Genomic DNA, 19,187 nt, shown 5'->3' with positions numbered 1-19,187 from the left:
GAAAAGTTAACATCTACTTAATTACACCTTGCACGCAGGCTTCATGCCGAATTCCTGCCACACTCTGACACAGTTCGGTCATAATTGACCGATTCAATTATTAATTGAATTAATTTTCGCAGAATTTGCTCGCATTGGGAGTCCACTTGCCATAGCCGGTGGCAACCAGATTTGCGATGACGCGACAGACATACCGCTTCTGCGCCGGATTGTTGTTCGGTCCTGCGTGGTACCTTGCTACCGCCATCGTCCATGTCTCATGGCGGTCGTGAAGGTTGCGCAAGAACTTTGCGGCATATTCCACGTTGCGATGAGGATCGAACATTTCCTCCACGGAACTGAAGTTCTCGCCGTGAAAATAGTGATTGATCTGCATACATCCGATATCGATGAGCTTCGCGCCGCCTCTGCTGGCGGTGTCGAATTGCCGCAGCGCGGCCTGCTCGGAGGATGGAAACAGAGCCTTGCCTTCGACGTTCATCGCATAGGGATAGAGCGATCCCTTGCGCCCGGTTTCCGTCAGTCCGACCGAATAGAGAATGCCTTCCGGGATCCCGTATTTGGCCGCTGCAGACTGAATTTCACGCTCGCAGGCGCCTGTGGAGGCCGATACGCTAGAGGTAGACGCTGCCAGAGCGGCTACCGCCAGCATCGACAGCAGAAGCGTTCTCAACACCGTTCCCGCCCACACCATTGAAGCCTCCATCCGTCTGCCGCGCTGTCTGGTTCTGGCGCTCGCGCGCCTCGCCGCCCTGGCCCTGCTGGGCGAGCGACTGTTGCTGCTGCTGCTGTGAAGTCTGTCCCTGGCTGGTTGCCTGGTTACCGGCATCGGCTCGCTCCACAGGGGCCATGCTGATCGTCACGTTATCGACCGCGTAGCCCTGACTGCGCAGCGCCTCGAGGATCTTGCCGTGGTCTTCCTTGAGCTGGCGATAGGCAGCACCCGTCTCGACCTTGAGATCGACGTTCAGCGTATCGCCTGACAGACGCATCGTGGCGGTGACGAGGCCGAGGTCAATCGGGCTCATCTGGATCTTGAGGGTGTTTACCACCTTGCCAGTGCTCGTCCATTCCGCGGCGTTCGACAACGCGGAGCTCGGCTGCATGGCCTGCGCCCATTCCTTGTCACCCGAAAGCGCCGCTGTCACGTTCGCGGAATTCGGGTTCTGAACCAGACCGAGATAGCGGCGTGATTCCAGAACGGAGACATTTTCAACGCTCGACTTTGTCGATTTCTCGGAGCCCGGCTGTTCAGCGCCGATCTGCATGTCCATCGTCTGGCCACGGCCATCGGCGCGGCTGATCCTGAACGTTTTGCCTTCGACACCTTCAGCATTCTCCGTTCCCGGCACATGCGCGTCATTGCCATGCGAGGCAACAGCTGCCAATGCATCCGACACATGCGCATCAGCCTTGGCACCGTTTACACTTTCGGCCTTGGCGTCTTTCTTGCCGGCCGCAGCGTCGTCCGCCTTCGCGACGGCATGATGAGCGGAAGCCTGCAGGACAGCCGCGGCATTACCGGGCTCCTGCTTCAAAAGGCCGAGGACATCGGTGATATCGCCGTCGCCGGCCTCGCTAACCGCGCCCGCATCGGTATCGATATTAAGCTCATTGGTCTTGGTGTGCTTGGCGGGCTTGCTCACCGTTTGTGCGGCGGTCTCGGCTGCCTGATCCCTGGCGCCCGGCTTGCCCAACCCAAAGACTGCCGTGTTCTTGCCCTGGTCCTTTTCGGATTTCGCAGGCATATTGTCGGCGTTTGCGATGGTTTCGGGCTGCACGTCCACCTGTCCCTTGAGCGAGGCGTCGTTCAGATCGATCAGCGGCTTCGGATTGCGGCCGCGCAGATTATGCGCCGCTGTCTCGTCAGCGGCCTGCGGGTCGGACGTATCAGCTGCATCCGCATCCTGATCGGCATTGCCGGCCTTGGAGAGGACATCGGAGAAGCCGCCGTTCTGATCCGCAGCCTCGCCCCTGCCGGCCTGCCTTCCGGTTCCTACGGACGCAGACGCGCCCGTGCCGGGCGCTCCGCCCGAGACGCTGATATCCATCATCATCTTATTTGCCTTCTTGGGCCAGGAGACCGTCGATTTCGTCGAGCTTGGATCGATTGGTCGTCACGAAAGAGGTGAATGAAGGGTCGACATCCTGGCCTCCCGAGCCAGCAGAAGCCGTGCCTTCGACAACAGGTTCCGGAGCAGCGGCCGGCGCTCCTTCCGGTTGCGCAGCCGTGGCGGCTGCAGCCTGTTCAGAAGTGATTTCTTGATTAGTACTATTAGGGGTGGAGCCTTGTGTCAGGCTTGCGGGATCCGGAGCCCGCAATATCTGCTCGGCAACGGATCTTGCAGCAGCCTGCAGCGCCTGGTCCTGTGGCGAGAGCGATGCCCCGGAGATGTTGGCGATATATTTGGCAGCCTGGTCGATGTCGTCGGTGGGAACGTTCGCCATACCGTTGTAGAAATCGGCGAGCGGTCCAAAAGGATTGGCCGTCCCCTCGCCCAGCGACTGAACGCGCTGGGCGGCCATACGGGCGAGATTGGGCTTTCCGGCAATCGCGGCAGCGCGCGCGACACGCAGATAGACCTCGCGCTGGCGCGGCGCATCCATGAAGGACAGAATATCGACAACCGTCTGCGGATCGACATCGTGGTCGTGGCTGACGATCAGCTTCACGAAGAGATCGGCAAACTGGCTGGCATAGGGCGAATGAAGGAAACGGCGGACATAGCGCTGCGAATAGGCAAGTCCCTTGTCGACATCTCCGGTTTCCACGCAGATGGCAAGCGAGCGGCGCAGCGCTGCCTCTTCCACGATGGTGCCGGGCGCATTGAGCCGCGCCCTGTCATACATGGTCAGGGCGTCAGCTGGTCTTGTGGCGATCAGCACGTTGCCACCGATCAGCGCCAGATAGGGTCCGATCTTCTTGCCGTCATATTCCTTGGCGGTTTCTTCCAGCGTCTTGGAGACGAGCAGGCCCTTGCCACCAAGATATTTCCGCAACACGTCGGTGACGCGATTGTCGAAATAACCGTTGACGTCATGAGAAACGAGATATTCCAGCGTCTGCGGATTACCGCCGCTCATCACATAGATCAATGCCGCATCGACATTGCGGTCGTCGTCGTAGACGGACAGATCGACGGTTCGCAGGCGCTGATCGATCTTGCCAAGCATGAAGCGCTGCATTTCACCGGCGGAGTGATCGCCTGTTACAACCGAGTCCTGAACGAACTGCAGGGACCGCAGCATCTTGTATGGCGCGAGATCGTCCGCATCTGCGGCACGACCGACGGCTGGCGACATCATCGCCAGGCCGAAGACTGCATATCTGAAATAGCGATGCTGCCTGCGCGTCATGCGGCTATCCTTGATCTGCCTGCACGAGAATCTCGATCCGGCGGTTTGACGCGTCGTAGGGCGCCTCGGGCAGCTTCAGGCGACGGTCGGCGAAGCCGGAAACCTGGGAAATACGCTTCTCGTCAAGGCCGCCACGAACGAGCATGTAGTAGGCGCTCTGGGCACGGTCCATCGAAAGACGCCAGTTCTCGTTGAGATCGCCCTTGAACTGCCGGCCGTCCGTATGGCCGCGGATGGCGACAGCCCCTCCCCTCTGCTTCAGGATCGCGCCGATCTTCTGCATCGCGAGGACCATTTCCTGCCGCGGCACCGCAGAGCCGATGTTGAACATGGAGTCGTCGTTCTGGTCGGAGATGCTCACCAGCAGGCCGCCTTCGGACGCCGTAACCGTCAGGCCTTCAGCGAGCTTGCCGGCGACGCCCGCGATCTGCTGGGCAATCTCCTGCTGCAATTCCTTGGCCTGTTGCATCTCTTCGGCCTGCTTGGCCTCTTCCTTTTTATCTTCGGCCTTGTCGGCGTCCTTGGTCTTGTCCGCCTGCTTGTCTTTGGTCTTGTCGGCCTGCTTCTCTGCCGAAGCGGCGACGGCGGCGCTATTGGGGTCCTTGCTCAGCAGAGTGGAGGGCTGGCTATTTTCGGCCTTGGCGAGCTCATTCGGCTCGGCCTGCGAATCGAGCGGCGAAGGCTGCTGCGGCTTGCCGGCGGTTGTAACCTCGACCTGCTTGGTCCAGAAATCCGGATCGAAGGGGTCGCGATAGGCTTCGCCGCCATCGGCACCGGTCGCCGGGCCTGAATCCGCCGCCCCGCCGTCACCCTTGGCGCTGACGTTTGCCTGCTGGCCGACTTCCTGGGCGATCTCGGCGAGAACCGAATAGGGGTTTTCGAAGAAATCGGCTTCCGAATAATTGGTCTTGTCGCCGGAGGTCGAGGTCTGGTCTTCGCCATCGGCGGCAGATTTGCCCTGGTTCGGGTTCTCTTCCTTGTTCTTCGACTTTTCCTGATTCTGCTCGCCCTCGGCCTGGTCGACGGGCTTCTTCAAGCCCTTTTCGGTCGGCTTTTCATCTGACAGTTTGATCGGGTTGAAATAGGTCGCGATCGAGGCCTTGGTTTCCTCGTTGGCGGCGTTGACGAGCCACATGACGAGAAAGAAGGCCATCATTGCCGTCATGAAGTCGGCATAGGCAATTTTCCATGCACCGCCATGGGCGCCATCGTGATCCCCACCGCCATGTTTCTTGACGATGATGATCTCGTTCTTGCCGTGGTGATGGTTCTCGCCGTCGCTCATTCGGAAACTTTCTTCAAGCTAGCCGCCCAGGCGGAAATACGGGTCACGAGTACAGTTTCGCCAATCTCGGCAGCAAGGTCGACGTCATCAGCCTCATGATGGCGGACCAATGCGGCATGCTCTCCGAGTTCATCCTTGAGAATACCGAAAAGCTTGGCCGGACCACGCACGGTGATTGGGGCCGCAGCGCCGTCGAGAATTGCCTCGCGCAGCAGGACGGCGAGATTTTCGGCTGCTTTTTTCGAGAGCGCTTCGGTCATGATGGGTGCGATGGCCGTCGCAGTCACTTCGCTGACGACCGTGGCGATCTCTTCGGCCATGTCGCGGATACGGGAAGCGATGACCGCAGCCGCTTCGATCTCGTAGCGGAGTTTCAGCTCCTCTATCTCACGGGCATGCGCTTCGGCGGCAGCCTGGGCTTCGCCTTCGTATTTTTCGGTCAGTTCCATGGTTGCCGCCGCGAAGCCTTCGGAATAGGCCTCACGCCGCTCCGCCTCGACATCGATTTCGGGCTCTTGCGGCAGTTCCGCAAATGCGGAGGCGGTTTCAGCCGCGAAATCATCTACATCGATGATCGGTGAGGGATTCGGCTCACCGAAATCCTTCAAATACCGGGAAAGCATAATGCTCATAAAAAACCGTCCAGTATTCGGGAAGCATGCGGCATGCCCCGCTTGAAAAATGACCATCGTCCTTGCCGACATGCCGTTCCGGTTGGGGAGAGGCTCGGGGCCTGTCGCCGGCATGGATTCGGACGCTGCCTTCATGCCGGAAACTAGAAACCCAAACTTGCGCGAGGATGAATGGTGCCGCCCTCGCGCCGATCACTATTCGAGCAGGATGAGAATTTTACTGGCGGACGTGTTCAGAATGGAGATCGCTTCAACGGCCATCTGCTTCTGGGTTTCGATAGCCTTCTGGCGGGTCGAGGCCTCATCCATATCGGTGTCGACGAGGGCGCCGACGCTCTTGTCGACAGCGTCGGACAGGTCTGCGGTATAGTCGATCTGATCGTCGATGCGGGCCTTCATGATACCAATCCCTGCCGCCGAATTCGTAAGCTGCTTGAGTATGGCGTCCGTCGCCGTCAGCATATCCGTAAGCTGCGAGTCGGTGGTCGACTTGCTGATGGAGATTTCCGTGCCGGTCGCCGGCGTCGCGGAGTTCGCATTCAGGAGATAATAATTGCGGACGGGCGTGCCGTCGGCATTGCCGTTGATCTCCTTGGTGAACAGGCCGCCATTGGCATTGTTCCTGTCTATCAGAATGGTCTGTGACGATGGAAAGTCGATGGTCTGCGCCTGATACTCGCCTGTCGGGGCGCGCACGAAGCTGCCGATGATCTTCCACTGCGGCGGTGCCGCGGGCTCGCCGTTCAACAGCCAGTTTTCGCCGGCAAATGCCGTTCCTTCGACCATCGTCTGCAGCTGGTTCTTGTACTCGGTGATTTCCGCGTTGATCTTGTCCTTATCGGCGCCGGGCTCACGCGCCGCAACCAGCTTGGCTCTGAGATCGCCGAGGAGATCGATGGCGGAATTCATCGCCGTATAGGTCGAATCGACCTTTGCGGCGCCAAGGCCAAGGGCATCGCCAATGGTGCCGAGATTGGTGCTGTCGGCGCGCATGACGCTCGCGATCGACCAATAGGTCGCATCGTCGGCCGCAGTCGCGACCCGCTTCGCCGTCGAAATCTGCTGCTGTACGTCGGTTGATTCTTTAGTGATGCTGCGCAGCACTGCCAGCGCACTCACCGCGGCCGCGTTGGTAATCTTGACGGTCATCGACATGGTCTCGGAAAGATGAAGGGATCAGGCCGGTTTTGCCGGCAGCGACTGAACTGGCCTCATGCCCCCGGCGGGTCCCCCACACCGGTGCGTCGCAAAACAAATCAACTCGCGGTAACGTTAACCCGATATCAACCAGTTTCGCAAGAGCGGAAACAGGGATTGAAACTGCGCCACCGATACCTTTGCAAATGATTGAAATAAAAGAAAAACCGCGCCGAAACGACGCGGTTTCCGGGCTGCCGCAAATTGACGGCACAAGGTTTGGTCCAGCTTCAACCGCCGGCTTAGCTGCGGAAGAGCGTGAGGACGTTCTGAGCGCTGGAATTTGCAATCGAGAGCGACTGGATCGCCAGCTGCTGCTGCGTCTGTAGTGCCGTGAGCTTGCTCGATTCCTCTTCCATGTCGGCGTCGACGAGACGGCCGACACCCGAGTCGATCGAGTCGCCAAGGGCCGCGACGAAGTTTTCCTGCAGCTCGATGCGGTTGGAGATGGAGCCAAGCTGAGATGCTGCCTTCGTCATCGCCTCCAGGCCCGCTTCGATTGCCGTCAGTGCCATAGCGATTTCCGTCTGACCAAAGGAGGTGATGTTCATGGTGTAGATCGACCCGATCGTTCCGTTGGAAGTGCCGATGATGCCGGTGCTCGAATCGATGGTGCCGGTCGTGGTCATGCCGAACAGGACGTTACCGTTGGAAGCCGCGTTCAGGACATAGTCGGTCGTCTTGACCGAGACATTGCCGTTGCCGTCGCGGACGAAGGTGGAAACGACGCTCTTGGTCGAGTTGCCTGCAACCCAGTTCTCACCGGAGAAGGAAGCCGACTGCGAGATGCTCATGAGCTGAGCCTGGAGCTGGCTGATTTCTTCCTGGATCTTGGTCTTGTCGACACCCTTTTCAGTTGCGGCGACGATCTTGGACTTGATTTCGCTGACAACGTCGATGGCGTTATCCATGGCGGTGTAGGCCGTGTCGACCTTTGCGGCGCCGAGGCCGAGAGCGTCGGAGACTGCCGAAAGGGCCTTGTTGTCCGAACGCATGGTCGTTGCGATGGACCAATAGGCTGCGTTGTCTGCTGCCTTTTCAACGCGATAGCCGGAAGATACGCGGTTTTGAGTATCCTGAAGATTATTGCTGATACCACGGAGGGTCTGTAGCGCGGCCATGGCCGCTACGTTGGTCAAAATGCTTGTCATGAAATGATTGCCCCTTGTTGGCAGACGTTAAAATAAAGGGACATTCCGGATAGCGACCGGGAACGACGATCAGCCTTCATGCCTGTTAACCCGTTCTTAAATTTGGTTAACTCGCCGTCTCGTTGAGACGCAGAAAACAGCAATATGGTTAATCAATCGTTAACGGAAATCAAAAAAGCCGCGCTCCATCGAAGCGCGGCTTGATTTGCATGGGACCCGCCGATTGGCCGGCGGGTTATGTTTGGCGATCCTATCAGCCGCGGAAGAGCGACAGGATGTTCTGCGAAGAGGAGTTGGCGATCGAGAGAGACTGGATCGCGAGCTGCTGCTGGGTCTGCAGAGCCGAGAGCTTGGAGGACTCTTCTTCCATGTTGGCGTCAACGAGGCGGCCGATACCGGAGTCGATCGAGTCGGAGAGCGAGTTGACGAAATCGTCCTGCATGGTGATGCGGGTGGAGATCGAACCGAGCTTTGCGCCGGCAGAGGTCATTGCCTTCAGGGCGTTTTCGACGTTGGTCAGAGCGAGGCCGAGGTCGGCGCTGGTGAGGTTCGTGATGTCGAGCGAGTAGACCGAACCGATCGTACCGTTGCTCGAGCCGAGGATACCCGTGGAGGTTTCGATCGCACCGGTCGTGGTCATGCCGAACAGAACGTTGCCGGCCGAAGCGTTCGACAGGACGTAGTCGGTCATCTTGACGGAAACGCCGTTCGAACCGTCACGAACGAAGGAGGAAACGACGCTCTTCGTGCCGTTGACACCCGCAACCCAGTTTTCACCGGAGAAGGAAGCCGACTGAGCGATGCTCACCAGCTGGTCCTGCAGCTGGTCGATTTCTTCCTGAACCTTCTTCTTGTCGACGCCGTTTTCAGTCGCGGCAACGATCTTTGCCTTGATTTCGCCGACGACGTCGATGGCGCTGTCCATAGCGGTGTAGGCAGTGTCAACCTTGGCAGCGCCGAGGCCGAGAGCGTCGGAGACGGCCGAGAGGGCCTTGTTGTCCGAACGCATGGTCGTTGCGATCGACCAGTAGGCAGCGTTATCGGAAGCCTTGCCGATGCGGTAACCGGAGGAGACATGATCCTGGGTCTTGTTGAGACCCTGGTTGATGCCACGCAGCGTCTGGAGAGCTGCCATTGCAGCGTTATTGGTGTTGATGCTCGTCATAGTTTGCTTGCCCCTTTTGGCAGATGTTAAGAAGGGACATTCCGGATTTGGGCCGGCCCACAGCGATCAGCATCATGCCTGTTAACCATTCTCGTTAGGGTTAACTCGCCGTTTCGATGGGCCTAGAAAACAGCAAGATGGTTAAGGAAAACTAAATTCGAAAAGGAAATTTCGTAAAAATATCTGATACTTAGAAGCGTTTCCATTAACCTTATATTAAAACATTCGAGGCCGGGAGTTACCCGGCCTCGACGTTTTTCGCGATGTTGCTGGACCGCTCTTAGCGGAAGAGCGACAGGATGTTCTGCGAAGAGGAGTTGGCGATCGAGAGCGACTGGATCGCGAGCTGCTGCTGGGTCTGCAGCGCCGAGAGCTTGGAGGACTCTTCTTCCATGTTGGCGTCGACGAGGCGGCCGATACCGGAGTCGAGCGAGTCGGACAGAGCGGAAACGAAATCGTCCTGCATGGTGATGCGGGTGGAGATCGAACCGAGCTTTGCGCCGGCAGAGGTCATTGCCTTCAGGGCGTTTTCGACGTTGGTCAGAGCGAGGCCGAGGTCGGCGGTGGTGAGGTTCGTGATGTCGAGCGAGTAGACCGAACCGATCGTACCGTTGCTCGAGCCGAGGATACCCGTGGAGGTTTCGATCGCACCGGTCGTGGTCATGCCGAACAGAACGTTGCCGGTAGAAGTGTTCGACAGGACGTAGTCGGTCATTTTGACGGAAACGCCGTTCGAACCGTCACGAACGAAGGAGGAAACGACGCTCTTCGTGCCGTTGACACCCGCAACCCAGTTTTCACCGGAGAAGGAAGCCGACTGAGCGATGCTCACCAGCTGGTCCTGCAGCTGGTCGATTTCTTCCTGAACCTTCTTCTTGTCGACGCCGTTTTCAGTCGCGGCAACGATCTTTGCCTTGATTTCGCCGACGACATCGATGGCGCTGTCCATAGCGGTGTAGGCAGTGTCAACCTTGGCAGCGCCGAGGCCGAGAGCGTCGGAAACAGCGCCGAGAGCCTTGTTGTCCGAACGCATGGTCGTTGCGATCGACCAGTAGGCAGCGTTATCGGAAGCCTTGCCAACGCGGTAACCCGTGGAAACGTGGTTCTGCGTGCTGTTGAGGCCCTGGTTGATGCCACGCAGCGTCTGAAGAGCGGCCTGGGCGGAATTGTTCGTGTTAATGCTCGTCATAAGTGTGTCCCCTAGAAAACTAGATACAAAAAAGGAGGACATACCGGACTATAAATACCGGCGATGACGGACCAGCTTCATGCCACTCGGTGCCTTTGTTCTTGGCCCAAACCCGTCATGTCCAGGGCAATCTCGCAGCCAATACTTGCCAACTTCTTAAAAGCGGGGCTCCCGGCCAAGTCGCTTCAATTGCATGGTTAATGTTGCTTGAATCCGTCTTCGAAGCCGCAGCTTTCCCGGAAAGCGGGCATTCGGCTGCACCGGTTTCAAGCAAGCTTCGAATGCCAATGTGGCAGAAGCCGGGATAGTATCGTCGGGCAACCTGCATTCTGCGGGAAGGCCTGATTGCGGGCGTCCCGTCGGTCACCATTTCATGCCGGAACATTTCCTCACGGAGTTAGGTTTTGAACAGCAAAGTTTCGTTCTCGGCGGCATCCCGGGATTATCAGGCGGGTCGCTATACACAGTCCCTGGCGACGCTCAACCAGCTCATCGATACCCAAAAGGACGCCAAGACCTACTCTCTTTTGGCCAAGAACCTGCTGCAGCTGGGCTTCAAGACCGATGCTGCCAAGGCCTATGGGCTGGCGGCCGATTGCGCCGGGCAAGGCGGGTTCGAATTCCTGAAGACTGCCGCCAAGATCCACCTTGAGGCCGGCAACGAGGACGAAGCCCTTCTGATCGCGATGCGCAATCTCAGCAAGGCGCAGGAAGATTCGGAACTCGCTTTCATTATCGCGTCGATCTATCTACGCCGGCAGCGGCGCGATCTGCTGCGCCCCTTCAAGAAGGTCTTGTCCGAGAGCCAGAATCCTGAACATTCGCGCCTCGCCGCGCTACTGCTTAGCGACGATCTGATGGACGAGACGAATCAGACACTCGCCCGCAACCTCTTCCGGCGCTATCCGAACAATCTTGCCTTCCGGTTCCTCTATCTTGTCTGCGTGCGCGAATTCAACGAATTCGACGAGATAACCAAGCATCAGGCATTTATCGACGCGGCACTCGCCAAGAACGACATCGACCTGCTGAGAAAGGACAACCCCTTCTATCACCTGCACTGGTGCGGTAACGAAGATTACAATCGCCATGCGACGATCGGCACGAAGCCGCTCGAACCGGCCCGCGTGGCTTTCCGCCGTGGCCTGCCGCACACATGGTCCGACAAGATCCGTATCGGCTACATGTCCTCGGACTTCTGGGACAGCCATGCCACGATGAAGCTGCTGCAGCGCGTTCTCGAGCTTCACGATCGTAACCGCTTCGAAATCACGCTCTTCGATCACACACTGCCCGAATACCTCGAGAAAAACAACAAGACCGACCGCAGCCGATGGGGCAAGATTATCGACGTCTACGGCTTGTCCGACGAAGCGATCATGAGGGCTGTCCGCACCGAGAACATCGACATCATGGTCGACCTCAAGGGCCATACGTCGGGAAGCCGTGCCTCCGCCTTCAACCTGCCGCTGGCGCCGATCCAGGTCGCCTGGCTGGGCTTCCCGGGCAGCACGCTCAATGTCGACTTAGACTATGTCATCGGCGATCACTCGGTGCTGCCTGATGTGGCCAAGCCCTTCTACCACGAAAAATTCCTACGCATGCCGGAGAGCTACCAGCCGAACGACCCGGCGAACCGCCCACAGCCGCAGCCGGTCACCCGCGAACAGGTCGGCCTGCCGGAGGATGCCTTCATCTTCGCATCCTTCAACGGTAACCGTAAGATCACCCCTGAGGTGGTCGACAGCTGGTCGCGGATCCTGAAGCGCGCGCCTAACAGCGTCCTCTGGCTGATGGCCAATACGCTCCGCAACCAGCAGAACATGCTGGAACGCTTCCAGGCGAACGGCGTCCCGCCGAAACGGATCATCTTCTGCCCGCGTGCGCCCTACGAGCAGCATATCAGCCGTCAGCAGGCCGCCGACCTCGGTATCGATACCTTCCCCGTCAATGGTCACACCACCACCTCGGAACAGCTCTGGGGTGGCCTGCCGGTTCTGACTGTGAAGGGCACCAACTTCGCCTCCCGCGTCAGCGAAAGCCTGCTCAGGGCAATCGATCTGCCGGAGCTCGTCGCCGACGACCTGCAGGCCTACGAGGACCTGGCTGTCGAGCTCGCGCTCAACCCGGAACGCGTCGCCGGCTACAAGACGCACCTGCGGGAGAAGCGTTACATCGCGCCGCTCTTCGATGCCGAGCGCTTCTGCCACCACCTCGAACGTGCCTACGAGCTGATGGCTGAGCGGGCCAAGCAGGGCCTCGGCCCCGATCATATCGACGTTCCGGCGCTGCCGCCGCGCACCGAGCCCTTCGGTTCGAATAGCTAAGTCAGGCACATCCACAATCACGAAGCCCACCGGAGCGATCCGGCGGGCTATGTGTTTGTGAGGGGGAAAATCTGCGAGACGGCGGCCTGGCTTCTACCCGTCAGCTGAAGGAACGCACGAGACTGCCGACCAGAAGGTTCCAGCCGTCGATCAGCACGAAGAAGAGGATCTTGAATGGCAGCGAGATCGAGGTCGGCGGCAACATCATCATACCCATGGCCATGGTGATCGTCGCAACGATCAGATCGATGACGAGGAAGGGCAGAACGATAAGGAAGCCGATTTCGAAACCGCGCCGGATCTCCGAGATCATGAAGGCGGGCAGCAGGATGCGATAGTCGATCGGCTCGGTCGTCTGGATATTCTGGCCACGCTCGCGGGCAAGGTCGGCGAAGAGCGCGAGGTCCTTGTCGCGCGTATTGGCCGACATGAACGTGCGGAACGGCTCGGCGATGCGCTGAACTGCCGTTGCCTCGTCGATCTGGTTGGCAAGCAGCGGCTGAACGCCGTCCTGCCAGGCCCGGTCAAAGGTCGGCGACATGACGTAGAAGGTCATGAACAGCGAGAGCGAGAGAAGGATCATGTTCGAGGGGGTCGAAGAGAGACCCATGCCCGAACGCAGGATCGAAAAGGCAATGATGAAGCGCGGGAAGCTCGTCACCATGATGAGGATGCCCGGCGCGACCGAAAGCACGGTCAGGAGGCCGAATGTCCTGATGATCCAGGCGGCGACGGATCCGTCGACCGGAATATTCAATAGGTCAGTCGGCAGCTGCTGGGCTACCGCCAGTTCCGGCACCGCCATCATGGCAGCAAGGAAGGCTATGAGTCGAATCATTCGATGACAAAGGTCCTGAACATGACCTTCGATACGCGCCCTTGAGAGCGAAGGTCAACACGTTCCTGGATGTCATCCTTGAGATATTGAAAGCCGCGCGGCCCTTCGATCTGCTGAAGGGAAATGGTCCTGACATAAGCGAGAATATCCTGGTGAATATCCTCGGCGACCTTGACATCCGGCGGCCCGTTGAACATCAGCGCCACCTCGAGTCGGATCCAGTTTTCCGAGGGGTAAGCGAGGTTCGAGGTGACCGGGTCGAGCAGCACGATGTTGTTGGCTTCGTTGGCGATCTTCGGAAGACCGCCCTCGGCCTTCTTCTTGGCCTCGGCCTCCTTCGCCTGTTCAGCCTCCGCGGCACTGCGGATATTCGGGGCCACCATGTTGCCGACCGCCCAGCCGCCGCCGGCACCGACGAGCGTCAGCACGGCAAGGCCGATGATCGTCATCACCATGCCGCCCGATTTCTTTTTGCCTTCGCCTGTTTCGTTGTCTGCCATCTTGGTTCAGCCTCAAAGCGGCGAGAAGAGATCGATGGCCTGCTGGCCGCGCGGCGGCTGCTGCACTTCCATCAGGCGGCCGCGGCCACCGTAGGAAATACGGGCCTCGGCGATCTTGTCGTAGGAGATCTGGTTGTCGGAATTGACGTCCTGGGGACGTACGATGCCGGCGACGTTGAGGATACGCAGTTCCTGGTTCAGGCGAACTTCCTGCGAACCGCTGATAACCAGATTGCCGTTTTCGAGAATGCCGGTGACAACGGCGGCAACCAGAAGGTTGAGCTTGTCGGTACGCTCGATCTTGCCCTTGCCGTCCGTGCTCGTGTCGGAACCGTAGGTCAAATCCGTCTTGGATTGTGGCGTCCAACCGAAGATCTGGGCGTTGACATCCCAGGCCATGCCACTCGAATTCTTGCGGCTGCGATTGGTCTCGTTGTCGAAGGATCCCTTGTCATTGATCTGGATGTCGACCGTCAGGATATCGCCGACGTTGAGCGCGCGCGCATCCTTGAAGAGCGCGGCCTGCGAATCGCTCCACAGCGAATAGCCCTGGGCCACCGCGCGCGGCTGCTTCGGATAGAGCCCCATCTGCGGCGTTTGGCCGTAGGCGAGACCGCTGCCGATCGGGCTCATGGCAGGCGCGCGGCCGATCTCGTTGACTGCCGTGGACTGGCAGCCTGCAAGGAGGGCGACCGCGGCGATCACAGCCGGTAAACGCTTATTCATGAAGGATCCTTCGAGGTATTGGGATCAGACGCACTTGCGATGATGCCGGCGATGTTGGCAGCCTTGGTGGAATCCATCTCATTCAGGATCAGGCTGGACTGGCGCGGCCCGAGCCGCATGATGACGGCGGCGGCCAGTTCGGGCCTGACGTCTTGCAGCTGCAGTGCCGCCGCATCCGGCTTCATCTTCTTGTAGATATCCGTCAGGCCGGCCTCGGCCTGCTTGAGGAAATCGTCACGCCGCTTCAGCCAGTCCTGATATTCAGCCTTGCGCTTATCCATCTCGGCAATGCGGCTGTCGATATCTGCACGCAGCTTCTCGAGTTCCTGTTTTTGCAGAAGATAGCGCTGATCGCGCGCCGGATCGGCGATATTCGTGCAGAACTGCTTGACCTCGTCCGTTGAGGTGATGTCGCCCGCCGGCGCCACTTCCTGGGCGAAAGCGCCGGGAATGGAAAGCAGCATGAGGCCTGCGGCCGGCAATGCCATCCGGCGCAACAGTTCGACGATCGGGTTCGTGATCTTGCTCATTGCAGCACAAGCTCCGCTTGCAGGGCGCCCGCAGATTTAATGCCCTGGAGAATGGCGATGATGCCATCCGGTTTGACACCGATATTGTTGAGACCGGCAACGAGAGTGCGCAGGTCAGGACCGTCGATGATCGCAACCCGTCCGCCGGTTTTCTGCGCCTGGATATCCGTCTGCGGCTGGACAGCGGTCTCACCGCGCGAGAAGGGCTCGGGTTGGATGATCTGCGGCGTTTCGGTGACCTGCACGGTCAATGTACCGTAGCTGACGGCGACCGGCGAGACGCGAACATCCGAGCCGATGACGATCGTGCCGGTGCGTTCGTTAATGACGACCTTGGCCGGTGTATCGGTCTCGACCACGAGATTTTCGATATCGGCCATCAGACGCGTCAGATCGGCCTCGCGCGGCTTCTCGATGATGACCTCCTGCGAATCCTTGGCTTCCGCAACCGGACCGCCAAAGCGTGCCTTGGCGTAGCCGTTGACGATATCTGCGATGCGGATCGCCGTAGAGAAATCGGGGTTGCGAAGCTGCAGAACGAGGTTGACCGAATCCTTGAAGCGGGACGGCAATTCGCGCTCGATGATCGCACCGCCCGGCACGCGACCGGCTGTCGTCACACCTTCGGTTAAGGTCGCCGCCTGTCCCTGGGCCTGAAAGCCGGTGACGATCGCGGCGCCCTGGGCAACGGCATAGATCTGGCCGTCGGCGCCGGACAGCGAGGTCATGATGAGCGTACCGCCACGCAGCGAGGTCGCATCGCCGAGCGAACTGACCGTTACATCGATGCGGCTGCCGGGGCTTGCAAAGGGTGGCAGGTTGGCGGTGACCATGACGGCCGCCGTATTCTTGGCGTTCGACTGGCTGCCCTGCGTGGAGATGCCGAGGTTCTGCAGCATCGCGCGCATGGACTGCTCGGTGAAGGGTGAAGCACGGAAACCGTCACCGGTTCCCTGCAGGCCGACGATGAGGCCGTAGCCGATGAGCTGGTTGTCGCGGCCGGCCTGCAGCGATGCAATGTCCTTGATGCGGGACGTCAGCGCCCATGCAGGCGCGACATCGGTCAGGCTCATCGCCAAAACCGCAACCAAGCTCAGGGTGCGAAAGAAGAACTTCATTTTGCCCTCACATGGACCGTACCGTCGGCGAGCACGGTGCCGCTGACGATAACGCCGGAATCCATATTGCGTGCACGGATCATCTGGCCGGTCGCACCATCTTCGAGAGGCGAGCCGGCAGCGGAAATGGTCATCTGGCCAAGCTGGAAGACCAGGCGGATATTGGAACCGCGTGTGACCGTGTAGGGCTCGCGCAGGGCGGAAACCGAAATCGTCCGGCCCGGCAGGAGCGTGCGCTTGGAAACCAGCCCTTCGACCTGGGAGACCGACTTTGCATAATCTCCGGCGAGGTTGGGATTGGTGACCTCGACTTCCTGAAGCTGGGCGCTCGAAATCGTGTCGCCGGGGTAGATGATCGTTGTCGGGACGACGGCATAACCCATGCCGGCATCCGCTGCTGCCGGCACGACCATACCGGCGATTGCGATCGTGGCCGCAGCCACCCATCCTTGGATGTGTCCTGCCCGGCGAAACGTCATGTTCGGCCCTTCCCTCTTACTTCAGGTTCTTGCTGACGATGGATGCCATTTCATCAGCTGTCGTGATCACCTTGGAATTCATTTCATAAGCGCGCTGTGCCGAGATCAGCTCGGTGATTTCCTTGACCGGATCGACGTTCGAGGATTCCAGATAGCCCTGCTTGAGATAGCCCATATTGTCTTGGTCAGGATTGCTGATGACCGCTTCGCCGGATGCGGGCGTTTCCTGAAAGAGGTTGTCGCCAATCGGCTGCAGGCCAGCTTCGTTGACGAAATCGGCGAGCGTAAGCTGGCCGAGAGTGCTCGGAGTGGTCTGGCCGGGCAGCTTGGCGGTGATTTGGCCGGAGCGGCTGATCGTCAGCTCGGTGGAACCCTGCGGGATAGTGATACCGGGGATGACTTCATAACCGTCGATGTTGACGAGCTGGCCCTGGTCGTTCTTGTTGAGCGCACCGGCTCGGCTATAGAGCGTCGTGCCATCGGTCGACTGGATCTGGAAGAAACCCTTGCCGACGATTGCGACGTCGAGGTCGTTGCCGGTCTGGGTCAATTCACCCTGCAGATGCAGATTGCGCACAGCCGAAGTCTGGACGCCAAGACCGATATTGGCGCCTTCCGGAACGACAGCCTGGTTGGCGCGGTTGGCGACACCCTTGGCACGTTCGGTCTGGTAGAGAAGGTCGGTGAACTCGGCGCGGGCGCGCTTGAAACCGGTCGTGTTGATGTTCGCGATGTTGTTCGCGATGACTTCCAGGTTGGTCTGCTGGGCATCCATGCCCGTTGCTGCGATGGCGAGCGCTCTCATGTGTTCGTCCTCAAATCAGTTACATCTGCATCTTGGTGACTTCGAGGAAGGCCGAGACGACCTTGTCGCGAATGGCGATGGCAGTCTGAAGGGTCTGCTCGGCCTGCAACATCGAATCGACGACTTCGCGTGTGGAAGCCGTGCCCTTGATGCCGGCGAAAGACATGTTTTCCGCGCCCTTCAGGCTGCTGACGGCTTCGCTCGCCATGTTGCCCATGACGGAGGCGAAGCTCAGGCCGCCGGATGCGCCTGCTGCGGCAGACGACGTCGCGGTCGAGGAAGAGGCAGAATTTTCGGTATCGATGGCGCCGAGCGCGCGGGTCATCGAGAGATTGCTGACATTCTGTATGCTGCTGATCATTATTGTCCGCTCTTCAGGAGATCGATCGTCGAGGAAATGAGGTCGCGAGTCTGCTTGATCGTCTGCAGATTGGCGTCATACGAGCGGTTGGCTTCGCGCATGTCGGCCATCTCGATCAGGATGTTGACGTTCGGCATCTTGACGATGCCCTTCTCGTCCGCAGCAGGATTGCTCGGGTCGTATTCCTTAGTGAAGTCGCCTTCATCAACGCCGATCTTCTTGACGTTGACGGTTTCGACGCCGCTGGTGCGATCAAGCTGCTGGCCGAAGGTGATGGTCTTGCGGCGATAGGGATCGGCACCAGGTGTGTCGCCAGTCGAACGGGCGTTGGCGATGTTTTCCGAAACGATACGCAGACGTGTCGACTGCGACTCGAGCCCGGAACCTGCGATTTTCATTGCTGCTGAAAGCGGATCCATGAGCCTACTTCCTTACCGTCATCAACATCATTCGATGAAAGGAACTGACCAGCGAGGTGTTCAGGTCGTATTGACGCTTGATCTCGCCGGACTTGGAAAGTTCTTCGGCCACACCGACAGTGTTGCCGGATTCCTGCACGCCGATTTCCTGGTCGAGCGCGGCATCCTTCACGTCGATGTCACCGCTCGTGCTGAAATCGTTGCCGCTCAGATGCATCGGATTGGTGCGCGCCATGGTGACATCCGACTGGTCGAGCACCGCCTGAAAAGGCGTCACGTCCTTCGCACGGAACTTCGGCGTGTTTGCATTCGCGATGTTGCCGGCAACAACCTCCTGACGAATCGTCAGCCATTCCGCCTGCTTCGAAGCCAAGTCGAAAAGTTGAATCGGTTGCATGAGAACTCTCCGTTTTTACTAGGCCGAACCTAGGGCGGTAATCTTGCGTGGGACTTACGGTAAATGCAGGCTTTACAAGCCATTCTTCGAGATTGCTTGCAGGCACCAACCGCCGCTGCCCGACCGTTTCTCCGACAGGGCCTCGCAGCGCTTCGCTTTTGCCTGAACTAGTTGTTCTGGTAGACCTCACCCTTGGAGGTGACGATCACCCATTTGCCGTCGCGCTGTTCCAATGTGGCAAGACGGCTTTCGTCAGGCAGGATCGAGCCGACGCGCACGACATACATGCCCGAGGGATCTTCGATGAGTGCCCGGCCGTTGGCCACATGCAGCAGGCGGAAAGAGCCTTTGCCGGGGAAAGGCTGATCCTCCATCGAGGCGTCGCCGTTGCGCTCCTTGCCGAGCTCGGAAACGGTCGCCGTTGTCATGTTGTCGATCGGTGGAACTTTCTTGCCTTCATCCTTCTTGTTGACCATGGCGAGTGGTGAGACGCTGAAGACGTTGCGCGCCGGCCAGTCCGGCAATTCACGGGAGGTATTGCTATCGGCGACGCTGATGCCGAACTTGTCCTCGTTGAAGAAGACGTACCAGGGGAAGAAGGCGGAGGCACCGGCAAGTGCCAGGCCCAAAAAGGTCAGCGCGCGGTCGAGCAGCAGTCCTTTGTTGCGCTCTTTCAGCGCGGCGATCCGTTCGTCTTCGAAATCGGCCATG

General features: G+C 59.1%; 21 protein-coding genes. 1 reads left to right on the top strand and 20 read right to left on the bottom strand.

From position 1 onward, the window contains the following. Nucleotides 1-109 precede the first annotated feature (109 nt). The 9 genes from FHT87_RS11510 to FHT87_RS11470 form a co-directional block, all read right to left on the bottom strand. Nucleotides 110-673, bottom strand: a complete 564-nt coding sequence (locus tag FHT87_RS11510; protein WP_183801890.1) for a lytic transglycosylase domain-containing protein — start codon at nucleotides 671-673, stop codon at nucleotides 110-112. After that, nucleotides 615-2,054 carry a flagellar hook-length control protein FliK gene (locus FHT87_RS11505; RefSeq protein ID WP_183802673.1) on the bottom strand — a complete coding sequence of 480 codons (1,440 nt, stop codon included), beginning with the start codon at nucleotides 2,052-2,054 and terminating at the stop codon, nucleotides 615-617. Before FHT87_RS11505 ends, FHT87_RS11510 begins: the two co-directional genes overlap by 59 nt. Before the next feature lie 4 nt (nucleotides 2,055-2,058). After that, nucleotides 2,059-3,357: a chemotaxis protein MotC gene (motC, locus tag FHT87_RS11500; RefSeq protein WP_183801888.1), complete on the bottom strand. Its 1,299-nt coding sequence runs from the start codon at nucleotides 3,355-3,357 to the stop codon at nucleotides 2,059-2,061. 4 nt (nucleotides 3,358-3,361) lie between these two features. Continuing rightward, nucleotides 3,362-4,642 carry a MotB family protein gene (locus tag FHT87_RS11495; protein ID WP_183801885.1) on the bottom strand — a complete coding sequence of 427 codons (1,281 nt, stop codon included), beginning with the start codon at nucleotides 4,640-4,642 and terminating at the stop codon, nucleotides 3,362-3,364. Continuing rightward, nucleotides 4,639-5,274: a hypothetical protein gene (locus tag FHT87_RS11490; protein ID WP_183801882.1), complete on the bottom strand. Its 636-nt coding sequence runs from the start codon at nucleotides 5,272-5,274 to the stop codon at nucleotides 4,639-4,641. The genes FHT87_RS11495 and FHT87_RS11490 overlap by 4 nt, the downstream gene beginning before the upstream one ends. 195 nt (nucleotides 5,275-5,469) lie before the next feature. After that, nucleotides 5,470-6,423, bottom strand: coding sequence for a flagellin (locus FHT87_RS11485; RefSeq protein WP_183728593.1), 954 nt, complete (start codon nucleotides 6,421-6,423; stop codon nucleotides 5,470-5,472). Nucleotides 6,424-6,713: 290 nt separating this feature from the next. Continuing rightward, entirely contained in the window at nucleotides 6,714-7,622 is a 909-nt protein-coding gene (locus FHT87_RS11480) for a flagellin (RefSeq protein ID WP_183728591.1), read from the bottom strand. 253 nt (nucleotides 7,623-7,875) lie between these two features. Next, nucleotides 7,876-8,787, bottom strand: coding sequence for a flagellin (locus FHT87_RS11475; RefSeq protein ID WP_183728588.1), 912 nt, complete (start codon nucleotides 8,785-8,787; stop codon nucleotides 7,876-7,878). Between the two features lie 280 nt (nucleotides 8,788-9,067). After that, nucleotides 9,068-9,976, bottom strand: a complete 909-nt coding sequence (locus FHT87_RS11470; RefSeq protein ID WP_183728585.1) for a flagellin — start codon at nucleotides 9,974-9,976, stop codon at nucleotides 9,068-9,070. A gap of 404 nt (nucleotides 9,977-10,380) precedes the next feature. On the opposite strand from FHT87_RS11470, the gene FHT87_RS11465 reads away from it, so the two are divergent. Continuing rightward, complete coding sequence (locus FHT87_RS11465) at nucleotides 10,381-12,303, top strand: glycosyl transferase (protein WP_183801879.1); 1,923 nt, start codon at nucleotides 10,381-10,383, stop codon at nucleotides 12,301-12,303. Between the two features lie 100 nt (nucleotides 12,304-12,403). Here the strand turns inward: FHT87_RS11465 and fliP are convergent, their stop codons facing one another. The 11 genes from fliP to FHT87_RS11410 form a co-directional block, all read right to left on the bottom strand. Continuing rightward, on the bottom strand, nucleotides 12,404-13,141 hold the full coding sequence (gene fliP, locus FHT87_RS11460; protein ID WP_183728579.1) for a flagellar type III secretion system pore protein FliP: 738 nt from the start codon (nucleotides 13,139-13,141) through the stop codon (nucleotides 12,404-12,406). Beyond that, nucleotides 13,138-13,641: a flagellar basal body-associated FliL family protein gene (locus tag FHT87_RS11455; RefSeq protein WP_183801876.1), complete on the bottom strand. Its 504-nt coding sequence runs from the start codon at nucleotides 13,639-13,641 to the stop codon at nucleotides 13,138-13,140. The genes fliP and FHT87_RS11455 overlap by 4 nt, the downstream gene beginning before the upstream one ends. Before the next feature lie 12 nt (nucleotides 13,642-13,653). Continuing rightward, the gene (flgH, locus tag FHT87_RS11450; RefSeq protein WP_183728573.1) at nucleotides 13,654-14,367 is read right to left on the bottom strand and encodes a flagellar basal body L-ring protein FlgH; all 714 of its coding nucleotides are present in this window, start codon (nucleotides 14,365-14,367) and stop codon (nucleotides 13,654-13,656) included. Next, nucleotides 14,364-14,897, bottom strand: a complete 534-nt coding sequence (locus FHT87_RS11445; protein ID WP_183728571.1) for a MotE family protein — start codon at nucleotides 14,895-14,897, stop codon at nucleotides 14,364-14,366. The genes flgH and FHT87_RS11445 overlap by 4 nt, the downstream gene beginning before the upstream one ends. After that, nucleotides 14,894-16,015 (bottom strand): flagellar basal body P-ring protein FlgI, encoded by a 1,122-nt coding sequence (locus FHT87_RS11440; RefSeq protein WP_183801873.1) that lies wholly within the window; start codon nucleotides 16,013-16,015, stop codon nucleotides 14,894-14,896. Before FHT87_RS11440 ends, FHT87_RS11445 begins: the two co-directional genes overlap by 4 nt. Further along, nucleotides 16,012-16,494 carry a flagellar basal body P-ring formation chaperone FlgA gene (gene flgA / locus FHT87_RS11435; RefSeq protein ID WP_183728565.1) on the bottom strand — a complete coding sequence of 161 codons (483 nt, stop codon included), beginning with the start codon at nucleotides 16,492-16,494 and terminating at the stop codon, nucleotides 16,012-16,014. The genes FHT87_RS11440 and flgA overlap by 4 nt, the downstream gene beginning before the upstream one ends. Before the next feature lie 16 nt (nucleotides 16,495-16,510). Then, entirely contained in the window at nucleotides 16,511-17,299 is a 789-nt protein-coding gene (gene flgG / locus FHT87_RS11430; RefSeq protein WP_183728563.1) for a flagellar basal-body rod protein FlgG, read from the bottom strand. 19 nt (nucleotides 17,300-17,318) lie between these two features. Further along, nucleotides 17,319-17,660, bottom strand: coding sequence for a flagellar hook-basal body complex protein FliE (locus tag FHT87_RS11425; RefSeq protein ID WP_183728561.1), 342 nt, complete (start codon nucleotides 17,658-17,660; stop codon nucleotides 17,319-17,321). Beyond that, on the bottom strand, nucleotides 17,660-18,079 hold the full coding sequence (gene flgC / locus FHT87_RS11420; protein ID WP_183728559.1) for a flagellar basal body rod protein FlgC: 420 nt from the start codon (nucleotides 18,077-18,079) through the stop codon (nucleotides 17,660-17,662). Before flgC ends, FHT87_RS11425 begins: the two co-directional genes overlap by 1 nt. A 4-nt stretch (nucleotides 18,080-18,083) precedes the next feature. Beyond that, nucleotides 18,084-18,476, bottom strand: coding sequence for a flagellar basal body rod protein FlgB (gene flgB / locus FHT87_RS11415; protein WP_007816099.1), 393 nt, complete (start codon nucleotides 18,474-18,476; stop codon nucleotides 18,084-18,086). Between the two features lie 167 nt (nucleotides 18,477-18,643). Continuing rightward, nucleotides 18,644-19,186 carry a flagellar protein gene (locus FHT87_RS11410; protein WP_183801870.1) on the bottom strand — a complete coding sequence of 181 codons (543 nt, stop codon included), beginning with the start codon at nucleotides 19,184-19,186 and terminating at the stop codon, nucleotides 18,644-18,646. Nucleotide 19,187: the final 1 nt, after the last annotated feature.

This window comes from Rhizobium sp. BK316, assembly GCF_014193695.1.
GTDB lineage: Bacteria > Pseudomonadota > Alphaproteobacteria > Rhizobiales > Rhizobiaceae > Rhizobium.
Note: the sequence above shows the minus strand (reverse complement) of the source record. Positions and strands in the feature narration are given on the sequence as shown.

What these genes read in the sequence shown, in the direction of transcription:
- FHT87_RS11505 (WP_183802673.1), bottom strand. Translation starts at nt 2,054, where the DNA reads ATGATGGATATCAGCGTCTCGGGCGGAGCGCCCGGCACGGGCGCGTCT.
- motC (WP_183801888.1), bottom strand. Translation starts at nt 3,357, where the DNA reads ATGACGCGCAGGCAGCATCGCTATTTCAGATATGCAGTCTTCGGCCTG.
- FHT87_RS11495 (WP_183801885.1), bottom strand. Translation starts at nt 4,642, where the DNA reads ATGAGCGACGGCGAGAACCATCACCACGGCAAGAACGAGATCATCATC.
- FHT87_RS11490 (WP_183801882.1), bottom strand. Translation starts at nt 5,274, where the DNA reads ATGAGCATTATGCTTTCCCGGTATTTGAAGGATTTCGGTGAGCCGAAT.
- FHT87_RS11485 (WP_183728593.1), bottom strand. Translation starts at nt 6,423, where the DNA reads ATGACCGTCAAGATTACCAACGCGGCCGCGGTGAGTGCGCTGGCAGTG.
- FHT87_RS11480 (WP_183728591.1), bottom strand. Translation starts at nt 7,622, where the DNA reads ATGACAAGCATTTTGACCAACGTAGCGGCCATGGCCGCGCTACAGACC.
- FHT87_RS11475 (WP_183728588.1), bottom strand. Translation starts at nt 8,787, where the DNA reads ATGACGAGCATCAACACCAATAACGCTGCAATGGCAGCTCTCCAGACG.
- FHT87_RS11470 (WP_183728585.1), bottom strand. Translation starts at nt 9,976, where the DNA reads ATGACGAGCATTAACACGAACAATTCCGCCCAGGCCGCTCTTCAGACG.
- fliP (WP_183728579.1), bottom strand. Translation starts at nt 13,141, where the DNA reads ATGATTCGACTCATAGCCTTCCTTGCTGCCATGATGGCGGTGCCGGAA.
- FHT87_RS11455 (WP_183801876.1), bottom strand. Translation starts at nt 13,641, where the DNA reads ATGGCAGACAACGAAACAGGCGAAGGCAAAAAGAAATCGGGCGGCATG.
- flgH (WP_183728573.1), bottom strand. Translation starts at nt 14,367, where the DNA reads ATGAATAAGCGTTTACCGGCTGTGATCGCCGCGGTCGCCCTCCTTGCA.
- FHT87_RS11445 (WP_183728571.1), bottom strand. Translation starts at nt 14,897, where the DNA reads ATGAGCAAGATCACGAACCCGATCGTCGAACTGTTGCGCCGGATGGCA.
- FHT87_RS11440 (WP_183801873.1), bottom strand. Translation starts at nt 16,015, where the DNA reads ATGAAGTTCTTCTTTCGCACCCTGAGCTTGGTTGCGGTTTTGGCGATG.
- flgA (WP_183728565.1), bottom strand. Translation starts at nt 16,494, where the DNA reads ATGACGTTTCGCCGGGCAGGACACATCCAAGGATGGGTGGCTGCGGCC.
- flgG (WP_183728563.1), bottom strand. Translation starts at nt 17,299, where the DNA reads ATGAGAGCGCTCGCCATCGCAGCAACGGGCATGGATGCCCAGCAGACC.
- FHT87_RS11425 (WP_183728561.1), bottom strand. Translation starts at nt 17,660, where the DNA reads ATGATCAGCAGCATACAGAATGTCAGCAATCTCTCGATGACCCGCGCG.
- flgC (WP_183728559.1), bottom strand. Translation starts at nt 18,079, where the DNA reads ATGGATCCGCTTTCAGCAGCAATGAAAATCGCAGGTTCCGGGCTCGAG.
- flgB (WP_007816099.1), bottom strand. Translation starts at nt 18,476, where the DNA reads ATGCAACCGATTCAACTTTTCGACTTGGCTTCGAAGCAGGCGGAATGG.
- FHT87_RS11410 (WP_183801870.1), bottom strand. Translation starts at nt 19,186, where the DNA reads ATGGCCGATTTCGAAGACGAACGGATCGCCGCGCTGAAAGAGCGCAAC.